This is a genomic window from Streptomyces sp. NPDC045967, from assembly GCF_056430495.1.
The window spans coordinates 214,144-227,234 of record NZ_JBWKLE010000001.1; the positions used below are offsets into that span (position 1 = coordinate 214,144).

The 13,091-nt window shown below is 70.1% G+C and carries 13 protein-coding genes and 1 tRNA gene; all 14 read left to right on the top strand.

The features are described from left to right. The first annotated feature begins 50 nt into the window (after positions 1-50). The 14 genes from AC07FY_RS01105 (at position 51) to AC07FY_RS01170 (ending at position 13,053) form a co-directional block, all read left to right on the top strand. Positions 51-3,002 (top strand): ParB/RepB/Spo0J family partition protein, encoded by a 2,952-nt coding sequence (locus AC07FY_RS01105; protein WP_478998865.1) that lies wholly within the window; start codon positions 51-53, stop codon positions 3,000-3,002. A gap of 209 nt (positions 3,003-3,211) precedes the next feature. Further along, complete coding sequence (locus AC07FY_RS01110; RefSeq protein WP_478998866.1) at positions 3,212-4,042, top strand: methyltransferase; 831 nt, start codon at positions 3,212-3,214, stop codon at positions 4,040-4,042. Between the two features lie 188 nt (positions 4,043-4,230). Continuing rightward, positions 4,231-4,674: a hypothetical protein gene (locus AC07FY_RS01115; protein ID WP_478998867.1), complete on the top strand. Its 444-nt coding sequence runs from the start codon at positions 4,231-4,233 to the stop codon at positions 4,672-4,674. Positions 4,675-4,757: 83 nt separating this feature from the next. Next, a complete protein-coding gene (locus tag AC07FY_RS01120) occupies positions 4,758-5,690 on the top strand; it encodes a hypothetical protein (protein WP_478998869.1) in 933 nt (310 codons plus the stop codon). Between the two features lie 83 nt (positions 5,691-5,773). Next, the gene (locus AC07FY_RS01125; protein WP_478998871.1) at positions 5,774-6,235 is read left to right on the top strand and encodes a hypothetical protein; all 462 of its coding nucleotides are present in this window, start codon (positions 5,774-5,776) and stop codon (positions 6,233-6,235) included. 100 nt (positions 6,236-6,335) lie between these two features. After that, positions 6,336-6,755 carry a hypothetical protein gene (locus tag AC07FY_RS01130; RefSeq protein WP_478998873.1) on the top strand — a complete coding sequence of 140 codons (420 nt, stop codon included), beginning with the start codon at positions 6,336-6,338 and terminating at the stop codon, positions 6,753-6,755. A gap of 166 nt (positions 6,756-6,921) precedes the next feature. Next, positions 6,922-8,673: a DNA cytosine methyltransferase gene (locus AC07FY_RS01135; RefSeq protein ID WP_478998875.1), complete on the top strand. Its 1,752-nt coding sequence runs from the start codon at positions 6,922-6,924 to the stop codon at positions 8,671-8,673. A 104-nt stretch (positions 8,674-8,777) separates the two neighbouring features. Then, the gene (locus AC07FY_RS01140; RefSeq protein WP_478998877.1) at positions 8,778-9,092 is read left to right on the top strand and encodes a hypothetical protein; all 315 of its coding nucleotides are present in this window, start codon (positions 8,778-8,780) and stop codon (positions 9,090-9,092) included. A 35-nt stretch (positions 9,093-9,127) separates the two neighbouring features. Further along, complete coding sequence (locus tag AC07FY_RS01145) at positions 9,128-9,517, top strand: hypothetical protein (RefSeq protein WP_478998879.1); 390 nt, start codon at positions 9,128-9,130, stop codon at positions 9,515-9,517. A gap of 61 nt (positions 9,518-9,578) precedes the next feature. After that, a complete protein-coding gene (locus AC07FY_RS01150; RefSeq protein WP_478998881.1) occupies positions 9,579-9,881 on the top strand; it encodes a hypothetical protein in 303 nt (100 codons plus the stop codon). A gap of 136 nt (positions 9,882-10,017) precedes the next feature. Then, positions 10,018-10,977, top strand: coding sequence for a magnesium chelatase domain-containing protein (locus AC07FY_RS01155; RefSeq protein ID WP_478998883.1), 960 nt, complete (start codon positions 10,018-10,020; stop codon positions 10,975-10,977). Positions 10,978-11,065: 88 nt separating this feature from the next. Continuing rightward, on the top strand, positions 11,066-11,761 hold the full coding sequence (locus AC07FY_RS01160) for a hypothetical protein (RefSeq protein ID WP_478998885.1): 696 nt from the start codon (positions 11,066-11,068) through the stop codon (positions 11,759-11,761). 204 nt (positions 11,762-11,965) lie between these two features. Continuing rightward, a complete protein-coding gene (locus tag AC07FY_RS01165; protein WP_478998887.1) occupies positions 11,966-12,910 on the top strand; it encodes a phosphoadenosine phosphosulfate reductase domain-containing protein in 945 nt (314 codons plus the stop codon). Between the two features lie 69 nt (positions 12,911-12,979). Then, positions 12,980-13,053: transfer RNA gene (locus AC07FY_RS01170), tRNA-Gly, on the top strand. Positions 13,054-13,091 lie beyond the last annotated feature (38 nt).

Sequence of the window (13,091 nt, forward strand, 5' to 3'; positions counted from 1 at the left end):
ACGGCCCGGCAACCGCCGGGCCGTCCCCATACCCGAACGGAGACACGACCTTGACGGACATCACGATCACCCACACGCGAGCGGAAGGCACGCTCCTCCACGGCTCCCGCAAGGGGGACGGGATCTTCGAGATCGTGCGGCCCTGCGGCTTCTGGTTCTCGCGGAACGTGACCGGCCTCTTCCTCAAGCACTCGCGGGACAAGGAAGCGGACACCTGGCGCATCAACCGCGCGGCGGACGCCCTGCGCGAGGCCGGCCACGAGGTGACGGTCACGATCAACGAGGAGGAGCGCCGCTCCTTCGCGGAGATCGAGGCCGACCGCGAGGAGCGCGCCGAGGAGCGCGCCGAACGGTTCGATGACCGCGCGGGCCGGGCCGTCGCCTCGGCCGACGCCCGGCGAGCGACCGCCGACCAGATCTCGAAGCGCTTCGAATTCGGCCAGCCCATCCTCGTCGGCCACCACAGCGAGGGCCGCGCCCGCCGCGACGCCGCGCGGATCGACACGAACATGCGGAAGTCGTTCGAGGAGCGCGACCGCGCCGGGTACTGGGCGAACCGGGCAGGGGCGGCCGAGAACTACGCGAAGCACCGCAAGGACCCGTACCGCACCTTGCGCCGCCTGGAGCGGCTGGGCGCCGACCTGCGGCAGCAGGAGCGCCACCACGCGGAAGCCGTCAAGAAGGGCTGGGACTCGGTCGAGCGGCACGCCCGGCTGATCCGCGACTACAAGGAGGAGATCGAGTACTGGGAGGAGATCGTCAAGAAGGCGGAGGAGGACGGCGTCAAGATCTGGCGCCCCGAGGACTTCGCGCCCAAGGACTTCGTGCTCTACTCCGGGTCCTGGTACCAGATCGCCCGGGTCAACCCCAAGACGCTGTCGATCGCGTGGAACCTGCGCCTGGCCCCCAAGCCGGTGATGACCCTGGAGGACGCCACCTTCGAGGACGGCCAGCTTTGGACGCACACCGCGGACTACACGAACGCGCGGGCGCGATGCCCCGAAGCGGCGATGCTCGCCTTCCTCGCCGAGGGCAAGGTGCCCGGCACGAAGTCGGCTCGCGCGGCCTCGGAGGAGCAGCCGGCCAGCGCGGTGCGCGAGGCCCAGGAAGCGGCGAAGAAGAAGACGCCGAAGAAGCGCACCGACCCGAAGGTGGCGAAGCGGATCTACGTCACCTGCCCGTACGGCGGGGCGGAGGCGACGCTTACGTGGCTGAACGGGGGCAGCCGACCGCACAAGGACTTCGAGCCGGTGAAGATCACCCCCCGGGAGGGCGAGAAGTTCGGCCAGGCGGTGTGGTCGCGGTCGCTCCAGGCCGAGATCGACAGGATCCTCGGCGAGCACGGCTACGTGTGCGGCGAGCGCGACTGGGCGGTCTCCCCGGACCGGAGCGGCTTCGTCCGGCCCATCGAGAGGAAGCCGACGGCGGAGCCCGAGCCGCCGGCCCCGGAGCCCGCCGTCGAGGAGACGGTGGCACCCGCGGCCGAGGAGGAGCCCCCGGCGGCTGAGCCCGCCATCGAGGAGCAGCCCCCGGCGGAGGAGCCCGCACGCGAGGAGGTGACCGGCCGCAGGACGGCCGCCGAGATGGCGGAGGCCGAGGCCCTGGCGCCGGTCGAGACGACCCCGGAGGGGACAGAGGTCGAGCCGGAGCGGGCCGAAAAAACTGCCTCTGACCTGCGAATTCTTCCGAGCAACCCGGTACCCCAGGGGTCTTCCGAAGTTAGTCATAGTGTCCACCCACTAAGCCCTACACCGCACAGTGAGAGGCCGGAGACCATGACCGACACCACCACCACCGTCACCCCCACCGCCGAGGGCACCGAGACGGCCCCCGGGAAGAAGGCGACCCGGACCAAGGCCGTCGCGAAGAAGGCCCCGGCCTCGAAGAAGGTGGTCGAGCCGACCAAGGTCAGCAAGCGCCGCGAGGTCGTCGCCGAGAAGGCCACCGAGGCGGCCGAGAAGAACAAGACGGTCCAGAAGACGATCCCGATTGAGCGGATCGACCGCGACCCGAACCAGCCGCGCGAACTGTTCGACCAGGCGAAGCTGGAGGAGCTGGCGGGCTCCATGCGCAAGCTCGGCCAGCTCCAGCCGATCAGCGTTCGGTACGACACGGGCACCCGGCGGTACACGATCATCATGGGCGAGCGCCGGTGGCGCGCGGCCAAGATGGCCGGCCTCACCGAGATGACCGCCCTCGTCCTGCACGGCGCGGTCGGCGGCTCCCGCGAACTCCTCGCCAAGCAGGTTGCCGAGAACGTCGGCCGCGCGGACATGACGCCCATGGAAGAGGCGAAGTCCTTCAAGGACCTGGAGAAGGCCGAGTACACGATCGAGGAGATCGGCGAGATGTGCGGCCGGTCCCCGGCCTACGTCGGCTGGCGGATCGACCTGCTCAAGCTGTGCGACTCGGCGCAGGACGCGCTCGCCAAGGGCCTGCTCGGTGTCAACCTGGCCTGGTACGCGGCGCAGTTGAGTCCGCAGAACCAGATGCGGTTCCTCAGCCGGTACACCCAGGGCGCATTCGCCAACGACCGGGACGCGGAGGCATTCGTGAAGGCGTGCCGCACCGAGGAGGAGCGCCGCGAGTCCCAGGGCTCGTTCTTCGTCCTGACCGAGGAGACGCCGGGCAAGAAGGGCGACGTCCAGGAGTCGATCCTCGGAGACCACGACGTCCCCGAGGAGGAGCGCGAGCGCATCATCTCCGAGCGGTCGAAGCTGACGAAGAAGATCGAGCGCCTGTCGGTCGCCGGCGACATCCTGGCCGAGCTGGCCACCGCGGACCCGGAGGAACTGGCCCTCCTGCTGGCCGGAGCCGCCGGAGGCGTCGACGCCCACAGCAAGCGGATCGGGCACCTGCGGAAGCTGACCACCCAGGTGATCGCGAACCTGACCAAGGCGCAGGCCATCGCCTCGGTGCGGGCCGGTGGCATCGCGATCAACCCGGACGCGGTCGCCTCGGAGGCGGCCGAGGACAACGCGGAGACCGAGGCGGCGGCCTGACCTCCCTTCGGCAGGCCCGGACCTTAGTGCCCAGACACTAAGGTCCGGGCAGGGAGGGTCAGCGCGCCCCTCACGGGAGTACGTGGCGCCCCCTCCCTCACCCCCGCCCCGCTCATCGCGGCGGCCACAGCGGGACTCACAGCCTCACCACCCCCAGCCCAGCGGCACGGGCACCACCACCCACCCGACAGCGAACCGAAGGAGCCCCCATGCGCTTCCCCACCGACGTCCTGGCCGTCCTCACCGACCCGCGCACGGTCATCCGCGACGACCGGGTCCACGTCCCGTTCCAGTTCGAGCTGGAGGTCTGGAGGCGAATGAACGCCATCCTCAAGGAGATGGGCGCCGTCTGGAACAACCGCAAGGCCATCCGCGCGCACGTCTTCCCGTACCGGATCGAGGAGTTCATGCGGCAGTGCCTCGCGGCCGGTGAGTACCCGTCGAAGTACGAGCAGGGCTGGTTCCCGACCCCGCCGAGCTTGGTCATGCAGATCTGCGACCTGGCCGGGATCTACCCCGGGATGACCGTCCTGGAGCCCTCCGCCGGCTCCGGAGCGATGACGTCCGAGATCGCCCGCCGCGGCGGCCTGGTCGACGCCGTCGAGCTGGACGCCCGAAGGGTCGAGGTACTGCGCGAGCAGGGCGACTCCCGGAAGGTGATCGGCGGGAACTTCCTCGACCTGGACCCGCTGGACTACGCGGAAGGCTTCGACCGGGTGGTGATGAACCCCCCGTTCACCGGCGGCCTCGACCACATCAAGCACGCGATCGGGTTCATGAAGGACGACGGAATCCTTGTCTCGGTCATGATCCAGTCGCTGATGTGGTGGAGCGACAAGGCCAGCGTCGAGTTCCGCACGATGGTTGAAGAGGTCGGCGGCGAGATCGAGAAGCTGCCCGACGACTCGTTCGCGATGTGCGGGACGAACATTCAGACGTGCCTGGTGTACATCCCGGGCTACGCGGGTGGCCCGCTCCGTACGCACGACTGGCTCCGGCGGCAGCCGAAGCAGCTCGACCTCTTCGACTTCGCCGCGTAGGGCCCCGACCTGCAACTTTCTCCGATTTCCCTGGTCGCACCCGGTACCCCAGGTGGGCTCACCCGTTAGTCATAGTGTCCACCCACTAAGCCCGGAACCCGGGAGACCTGCATCTGCCACGGCTAACTTCACCCCCCGGCCGGGCCACCCGGGCCCGGCCGGCCACCCCAGTGAAAGGAAGTCCCAGGATGAGCGACCTGCGACTGGCGACCTGCACGTACCAGGAGTTCGCCCCGCACATGGGCACCCCGGTCCGCACGACGGTCGGCCACCCGCGCTTCGCCCTCTCGTACCAGCTCGGCGGCCACGCGAAGCTCATCACCCCCACGCGCGACCTGCTCAAGATCAACGCGCAGGACGCCTACGAGTTCAGCTACCGGCGGCTGCTCAACGGCAACGGCCTCGACAACATCCGCCGCGAGCTGATGGCCATTGCGGGCGCCAACAACCTGGACAGCCCGCTCGTGCTGCTCTGCTTCGACCGCCTCGACCGGCTGACCCCGCCGGACAACTGGTGCCACCGGTCGCACTTCGCGAAGTGGTGGACCGAGCAGACCGAGCAGGAAGTCCCCGAGCTGGGCGGCAAGTCGGCGGCCCCGGCCGCGCCGATCCCCATGCTGTTCGACCTGTAAGCCGGCCACACCCCGGATGGGCGGGGGCGGGAATCCCCGCCCATCCGGGCCCCCAGAACCGACCTCACAGCAAGGAGGCCATCATGGCCCGCGAGATCCAGACCCGCGTCTGCATTGACGACTTCGGCCCGTTCGACTGCCAGCTCGACCCGCACAACCGCTGGAACGGGTTCTTGAGCCCTAGGTTCACCCTCCCCGTCGCCCGCGAGGTGTCCGCCCAGACGCTCCAGATGGCCGACGAGTACGGCTACGAGAGCGTCGACACGATCCACGTGATCGACGGCCGCGCGGACAGCCGGGACACGGTCCACATCATCGAAAGCGGCCTGACCCGCGAGGTGAACGACGAGGGCGACCGCGAGCCTGTGGCGGTCGCCGTGCGCGTCCCCTGGCGGTCCCTGGACCAAGGCGCGAGCGCCACGGTCTCCAGCGCCACCCCGGCCGCTCGGAAGGCCGCCCGGCGCAGCAAGGGCACCGGCCGGGGCGCGGCCCGCGCGGTCGTCGTCCACATCAGTTGGATGTACCTGAGCGAGGGCAGCGACACGGCCGCCAGCATCATCCGGAACCGGGACGGCCTGTACTCCATCGGCGGCTGGGAATGGTGCTGGAGCTTCGCCTCCTGGTGGTGCGTGTGCGGTCAGGGCAGCGACTGGCACGACACCGAGTGCGACTCGTGCGGCATGAACCGCGACGAGAACCCGAAGACCCCACTGGCCGTGGCCACCTGGGCGGCCGGCGCCACCCTGCGGCGCCTGGCCCCCGAGGCGACGTCGGCGACGGTCGACCTGACCGGCCCGCCCTACGTGGTCGGCGTCTTCGCCGGTGACACCGAGATCGACACGGCCGACGACGGCGGCGTGTTCGACACCGAAACCCTCGGCGAGGCCGACGAGATCCTGCGTAAGGGCATGGACGACTCCGGGCCTGGCGACGTCACCGACGCCGGATGGGAGCACATCCCCGACGCCAAGTCGGCGCAGCTCTACCGGATCACCTTCCCGGCCCTGCGCCCGTAGTCGGACCGGTCCGGGACGCGGCGCTCTCAGCGCCCGTCCCGGGCCCCCTCCTCCACCCCACCCAGAGCGAACGAGGGCGTCACATGACCACCCAGAGCCCCCAGAGCCCGGCCTACCCCCTGCCCGACGGCCGCGCGATCAGCACCGCAGCCACCGAGGCGCTGAACGCCCACTTCGCGGCGGTCGAGCGGCTCGGCCGCGTGATGGCCGTCGTCACCGCGGCGGCCGTGCGCGACATCCTGACGGACAACGACCACGACGCCCCGTTCGACGCGGCGCACGCCGAGCTGATCGAGGCGGCCGACGGCTCCCTGCACGGCACCGGCCGGTACTGGACGGCGGACGGCACCGAGACCTCGTTCACCGAGGCGATCGGCGAGCAGGACGCCGGGATGGGCGTCTTCGGAATGAACGAGTGGACGCCGTACCTGGGCTACGACAACGAGAAGGTCTGGAAGCCCCTGGTCGAGGAGCTGCCCGCGCGCGGCGGCCAGAAGGTCTACCGCCTCGACTTGGCCAAGGCTGCGGCCCTGCCGCTCGACTGACCGCTTCACCCCTGGCCCTGGGACGGGCGAGGGCGGGAGTCCCCGCCCGTCCCGGGGTCGACGTCTGCCCAACCGAGAAGACCTCACCGAGGAGAGACCAATGATCGAAGTTCTCGTCAGCTGCAACGACACCCAGCGGTACCCGGCCCTGGTCGACCCCGACGAGCACCACGACGGGTACGTGAAGCCCTGGTTCGACCTGGAGACCGTCCAGCGCATCGCGGCCGACACGCAGGACGACGCGGCCCGGTTCAGCCACGGCTCGGTGGACACCGTGCACGTCCTCACCGGCCAGGTCGCCGGCCAGGCCCACGCGGTAGTCCTGAACATCTGCTGGATGTTCCTGGGTGGCGAGAAGCACCAGGAGGCGGTGGAGGTCTGCCAGCCCAAGGACGGCCGGTACGCAATCGGCGGGTTCGACTGGTGCTGGTACATGCTGGACGACAGCCTGACCCCGGTGATCCCGCCTCAGGTGAAGCGGGAGCCGCTGCCGCCCTTCCCTGAACAGCGGGCCGTCTGACCTGCGAAAACTTCCCGATTCCCTGCGTTCTACCCGGTACCCCAGGGGTGTTCGGAAGTTAGTCATAGTGTCCACCCACTAAGCAACACCCCACCGGCCAGGTGAGCGGGGGCGGGAATCCCCGCTCACCCGGCCGGAACCGACCAGCCTCACAGGGAGATCGCGCATGGCCTACATCGACTCCACCACCATCGGCTGGGGCTCCGGCTCCGGTTCGGCCTCTGCCTACAAGCACGACGGGTCCGAGCTGACCGTCATGAGCTGGTTCTGCGGCGCGGGCGGCGACACGCAGGGCGCGGACGCGGTCCCCAACGTGAGGGTCACCCGGGCCGCGAACCACTGGGACGTGGCCCTCGCCACGCACGCCTGGAACAACCCGCACTGCGAGGTCTGGAAGGGCGACATCCGCCGGGCCCCGGTCGAGAAATGGCCGGTGTGCGACATCTTCTGGGCCTCGCCCGAGTGCCCCAAGTGGTCGGCGGCACGGGGCGTGAAGCGCGACTTCGACAAGACGCTCCAGGGCCAGATCGACTTCGATGAGCCCGAGTTCAAGAGCGACAGGGAGCGCCGGGCAGCCGAGGAGCGCTCGCGCGCCCTGATGGAAGAAGTCCCGATGTACCTGCGCGGCGTGATCGCCAGGGGCGGCCTGGTCAAGGCCGGGGTGGTCGAGAACGTCATCGACTGCCGCGACTGGGACGACTGGGACCGGTGGATGGCCGAGTTCGACAAGATGGGCTACGAGACCAAGGTGTGCGCGATCAACTCGATGCACGTCGACCCGCGCAGCCTCGACCACATTCCGCAGAGCCGTGACCGGCTGTACGTCGCCTACTGGCACAGGAGCCTGGGCCGCACCCCCCAGTGGGACAAGTGGATCCTGCGCCCCGAGGCGTTCTGCTTCGACTGCGACCAGAAGGTGGAGGCCGTCCAGGTCTTCCGCAAGGCGGGCAAGGACATGGGCCGGTACCGCCAGAGCTACGACTACCGGTGCCCGAACAAGAAGTGCAGCGCGATCGTCGAGCCGATGGTGATGCCCGCCTCGGCCGCGATCGACTGGTCGATCCCCGGGACGCCGATCGGCGACCGCCCCAAGAGCGAGGAGTGCCCCGAGGGCCTGGCCCCGGCGACCATCGCCCGGATGCGGGCCGGCTTCAAGCAGTTCTGGGGCTGGGGCGAGGAGATCGCCGACGACGGCCAGGACTCGCTGTTCGGCGACACGTCCACCGCGGCCCCGGTCGAGGCCGGTCCGCTCCTCGTCCCGACCGGCGGGACGTGGCGGAACCACGCGGTCACGCTCGACCGGCCGATGTCCACCCGTACGACCGTCGAGACCGACGGCCTGGCCCTCCCGCCCTTCCTCGTGCCCTGCGAGGGCCGCGACGGCAAGAAGCCGATGAGCCTGGCCGACCCGCTGCGCACCCAGACGGCCCGTCTGGAGACCGCCATCGCGTACGCGCCGTTCGTGATCCCGATGCGGGGCGGCGGCGACAAGGAGAAGGCCCGGCACATCAGCGCCCCGCTCCACACGGTCTCGGCCGGCGGAAACCACCACGGCTTGGTGACCGCGTCCGAGCACCTGCTCGTGCCGTACTACGGCAACGGCCAGGCCCGGCAGCTCAGCGAGCCGATTGGCGCCCTGCCGACCCGGGACCGGTACGCGCTGGTGAAGGGCAGCTTCAACCTGGACGACGTCCTGTTCCGGATGCTCCAGCCCAAGGAAATCGCGCGGGCGATGGCGTTCCGCAAGGGCTACAAGGTCATGGGCTCCAAGCGGCACCAGGTGCGCCAGCTCGGCAACGCCGTTACACCCGGCGTCGCGGAGAACCTGTACTGCGCGCTGTACGAGGCGATCACGGGCGAGGAGCTGTCGCGCTTCGCGGAGGGGCGCGGCCCGCTGTCCGTCCTGCTGGCCGCCTGACCTGCGATTTCTTCCGATTCCCTGGGGTGCCCCCGGTACCCCAGGGGTCCCCCCGCGTTAGTCATAGTGTCCACCCACTAAGACCACTCTTCAAGGAGTCCTCCATGAGCATCCAGTCCCTGATCGAGGAAATCGCCCTGATCGCCGAAGCCGGAGACGCCGGCGATGCTCTCGACCTCTCCCGCGATCTCATCCGCCGAGGCAACACCAAGCGCGCGATCGACGTCCGGCGCGCGGTCATCAAGGGCGAGCTCGACCGTGACGCCCTGCGCCGACTCGCCAACACCATCGCCGAGGACGCCGCGAGCCACGAGCAGTGGGTTCGCCGTGAGATGCGCTCCCTGGCCCGCGAGGCGCGTTCGCTGCGCATGCCCGCCTTCATGGCCGACGCGGCCGACCGGATCGCCCGCGCCATCTGACCTCCGATACGCCCCCCTTCGGAAGGACACTCCTCATGGCCAGCAAGCTCATCCCCGCCAGCATCGCGGCGGCCATCGCGCAGGAAGCCGCCAAGCACGCGTCCAACCCGCTGCGGCAATCGAAGGTGCTCAGCGTCCTGGCCCAGGCCGGATACAGCACCCGGGAGATCGCCGGCTTCACCGGCGCCCAGTGGGACGAGGTCGACCGGCGCCTGGCGCTCCGCGACCTGGTCGACGCGGCCAAGGGTGCGCTGAGCGAAGGGCTCCTGCCCGTCGACCTGGCCGGGTGCATCGCCTGGCTGAGCGAGTCGAACCAGCAGTTGATGCTCAACCGCTGGCTGCGCGGCGACTTCCGCAACGCGCGGCACGCCGAGCGGTACGCGCTCTCGATCCGCGAAGACGAGCAGCCCCAGGTCAGCTTCTGACCTGCAAGGCAACTTCCGCGATCCATTTCCCGTAATCGGTTTAGCTAAATCGACTACGGGAATGATGGAAGTAGATCCACTCACCCACCACCCCACCCCGGAGGTCACCATGCGAGCCCTCACCCAGGACATCGCGATCGAGGACACCGCCCTGTACTACCTGCTGGACGTCACCCTGCAGCCCGGCCAGAAGGACGAGATCACCGAGGACGTCATGGCCGGTGCGGCAGTCCGCGAGGCGATCGTCCTGGAACTGGCGGTCGGTACCGGCGAGATCGAGCAGAACGACCCGTCCGAGGTCGTCATCCGCTGGACCCACCGCGGCGAGACCGCCCGGAGCTGCACCTACTCGAAGGTCTGCTAGCTCGGCGCGGCCGGTGGGGCGCGTAAGCGAGGGAATCCCACCGGCCGCCATACGCAGCCCAGAACCGAAGGGCCTCACAACCCAACCAGGCGCGTGAGGCCCACCGTACCGCCCATTCAGATCAGTGGAGGAACGCGTGAGCACCGAGACCACCACCAAGACCCGCGAGTTCATCATCGTCGGCCAGGAGCGCGGCACCAGCTTCCAGCTCTGGGACGTCGCCCTCGCCCCGACCGACCCCACGAAGCGCGCCATCGCGCTCGAGGAAATCGGCATCGACGCGTACGACGCGTTCGGCTCGGTCCACACCGAGCACGCCACCAGCGCCCGCGAGGCCGTCGACCGCCTCGTGAACGACCTGCGCGAACAGTCCGGGATCGGCTCGTACGGCCTGGCCGACGACAGCCAGCTCGACAACTACAACGCTGCCCCGGCCGCCCAGCCGGCCACCGACGAGCCCGAGCCGTTCGGCCGCGCGCACACCCTGTCGGCCACCCGGGACAGCGGCTACCGCGTCCACGCCAGCAGCACCCCCGGCCTTCCCGTCTTCCACGTGGAGGGCCTGCCGATCCGGCACCCGAACGAGACCAGGGACAGGGTGCGAACCGGGGTCATCAACAGCGGCCTGGACTGGCCGATGGCGAACGTGCTCGTCCGGCTCACCCCGATCACCCGGGAGGACGGAAGCAGCGTCGGCACCAGCGGCCTTGACCTGGCCGTCGCCTGCTCGGTCCTCGCGGCGGCCGGCCAGGTCCCCGCGGACTGCCTGGCGGGCGTCACCCTGGTCGGCGAACTCGGCCTCGACGGCACCCTGCGGGTTCCGTACGACCTGACCCGCGTGGTGCACACCGCGGCCTCCGGCGGCAGCACCACGATCGTCGTCCCGACCCCGGCCGTGGACGACGTGGCCACCGCGGGAGTCCGGGTGATCGGGGCCGCGAACCTGAACGAGGCCCTGGCCGTGCTCACCGGCCACTGGCACCACCCGGACACCTGCGTGCACTGCAAGGACGAAGACGGCCCGCACCAGACGTGCACCTACCAGGAGCCCTGCCCGGCCTGCTGCTCGGACGGCATCACCCCGGTCGGCATCTGACCGGCGGGCGCCGGGCGGGCCCTGCACTGGCCCGCCCGGCGCCTCCCCTCCACCACCACCCGAAATGCAACGGAAGGGCAGCACCACCATGAGCGCCAACGCTGATCAGATCCAGTTCACCGCGTACGGCCCCGGCCGTTTCGCCGAGCACCTGCCGTTCGCCCGGCGCGGCTATCTGTTCACCGTCCCCGGCAGCTTCCCGGAGGACACCCCGGCCCACACCAACGTGACCGACTGGGAGATGGCGGTCTACCGCAAGCACGGCGAGTGGGAGGCGCGGGACGTCAACGGCGACCGGAAGGTCTGGGGCGTCGGCCCCACCCGGCGAGTGGCGGCCGGCCTCGCGTTCCACGGGATCGCCCGGAAGCGCCGCTACCGCGCGGCCGACATCGCCAACGCGCGCCACCTGTGCGGCCTGGAGACCGTCCCCCCGTACGCGGTCGAGGTCACCGACAGCGTGACCCTCGTCCTGACCCCGCAGGCCATCGCCCACCTGGTCCGGATCGAGGCGACCGACTTCGGGCACCCGGCCAACTACCACGTGACCGACCCGGACGGCAGCGGCGCGTACGTCATCGAGGCCGGGGAGAACGTGGAGCTGCGGACCCTGGAGGTCGGCGTCCTGCACATCCGGTGCGGCCACGACCCGGACATGGCCCACCAGTTCGAGAACGAGACCGAGGCCCTGGACCACGTCCGCGAGGAGCTGACCGTCTGGGCGGTCTGCCCCGACTCCCCGGGCGCACCCGCGGCCGAAGACCAGCAGCAGGAGGACGAGGACTAGGCGGCCGAGCCCGCCCAGTAGCCGCCGCTCGCCTCGTGGGGCCGTGACCGGAACTCCGGTCACGGCCCCACCTGCGGTTCTAAGGGCTTCACCGGTCCTAGCTCACTACCCCTCAAGCGGCGGCAACCAGGCGGCCACAGGCCCACCCATGGGCCGACAGTGCCCGGACTCCTTACCCTCCCCACCCCACCAGAGAGGCCCCGCATGGTTACCAGCGGACAGCTTGAGATCGCCCTACCGGGCTTCGGGTCCGAGGTTCCCGACCTGACCTCGTACCGGTGGATCATCGCCAACGTCAGCGCGGGCAAGGACAGCATGGCGATGCTCGCCGAGCTGATGCTCCACGCCACGGCGGCCGGCGTCGCGGACCGGATCGTCGTCGTGCACGCCGACCTCGGCGAGGCCGAGTGGGAAGGCACCCGCGACCTGGCCGCCGAGCACGCGGCGTTCTACGGCTTGCGGTTCGAAGTCGTGGCCCGCACCGGCTCCGGCCTCCTCGAACGCATCGAAGAACGCGGCATGTTCCCGTCAGCAGACAACCGGTGGTGTACCTCGGATTTCAAGCGAGGCCCGGTGAGGCGCCTGATCACCGCCCTGGTTCGCGAGGCCGAAGCAGCCGGCCACGCCGGACCCGTGCGCATCCTCAACGTCATGGGACTGCGCGCCGAGGAGTCCCCGGCCCGCCGCAAGCTCCTCGCGTTCACCCACGACGGTTCGTGGACCTGCCCGTGCGCCGAGTGCGAGCGGCGCCAGCGCAAAGCGAAGTGGTACAAGGCCCGCAAGCTGCCGGTGCCGAAGCACGCCAACCCGGGCTGGGGGGCATCGAACACGCTGCGGTACGTCGACACCTGGCTGCCGGTGCACTCCTGGTCGACCACCGAGGTCTGGACGGCGGTGCAGGCGTCGGGCCTGCGCGTCCACCCCGCGTACGCGGCCGGGATGCCCCGCCTGTCGTGCGTGTTCTGCGTCCTGGCGTCCCGGTCAGCGCTCGTGCGCGCCGCCCAGCTCCAGCCCGCCCTGGCCGCCCGGTACGCCGCGGTGGAGGCCAAGACGGGCCACCGGTTCCGTCTGGACGTGTCGATGGCCGAGATCATCGCCGAGGCCGAGGCATCGCCCCAGGTCGCGGCGGTCGCCTGCTGGGAGGGGTGACCACTGGGCGTATGTGTATCATCCCTCTCCGTGGTCGGCTGTCCTGAGCAGCGGCGCAGCCGACCGCACGCGCCGGTAGTGCAACAGCAGCACACCCACCTTCCGGGTGGGAGGTCCTGGTTCAAATCCAGGCCGGCGCTCCACCACGAAGCCCCCGACCGGCCCCGGCCGCTCGGGGGCT

Excerpts from the sequence above, each read along its gene's own strand:
- AC07FY_RS01115 (WP_478998867.1), top strand. The coding sequence starts at position 4,231 with ATGAGCGACCTGCGACTGGCGACCTGCACGTACCAGGAGTTCGCCCCG.
- AC07FY_RS01110 (WP_478998866.1), top strand. The coding sequence starts at position 3,212 with ATGCGCTTCCCCACCGACGTCCTGGCCGTCCTCACCGACCCGCGCACG.
- AC07FY_RS01150 (WP_478998881.1), top strand. The coding sequence starts at position 9,579 with ATGATGGAAGTAGATCCACTCACCCACCACCCCACCCCGGAGGTCACC.
- AC07FY_RS01145 (WP_478998879.1), top strand. The coding sequence starts at position 9,128 with ATGGCCAGCAAGCTCATCCCCGCCAGCATCGCGGCGGCCATCGCGCAG.
- AC07FY_RS01135 (WP_478998875.1), top strand. The coding sequence starts at position 6,922 with ATGGCCTACATCGACTCCACCACCATCGGCTGGGGCTCCGGCTCCGGT.
- AC07FY_RS01140 (WP_478998877.1), top strand. The coding sequence starts at position 8,778 with ATGAGCATCCAGTCCCTGATCGAGGAAATCGCCCTGATCGCCGAAGCC.
- AC07FY_RS01120 (WP_478998869.1), top strand. The coding sequence starts at position 4,758 with ATGGCCCGCGAGATCCAGACCCGCGTCTGCATTGACGACTTCGGCCCG.
- AC07FY_RS01160 (WP_478998885.1), top strand. The coding sequence starts at position 11,066 with ATGAGCGCCAACGCTGATCAGATCCAGTTCACCGCGTACGGCCCCGGC.
- AC07FY_RS01165 (WP_478998887.1), top strand. The coding sequence starts at position 11,966 with ATGGTTACCAGCGGACAGCTTGAGATCGCCCTACCGGGCTTCGGGTCC.
- AC07FY_RS01125 (WP_478998871.1), top strand. The coding sequence starts at position 5,774 with ATGACCACCCAGAGCCCCCAGAGCCCGGCCTACCCCCTGCCCGACGGC.
- AC07FY_RS01130 (WP_478998873.1), top strand. The coding sequence starts at position 6,336 with ATGATCGAAGTTCTCGTCAGCTGCAACGACACCCAGCGGTACCCGGCC.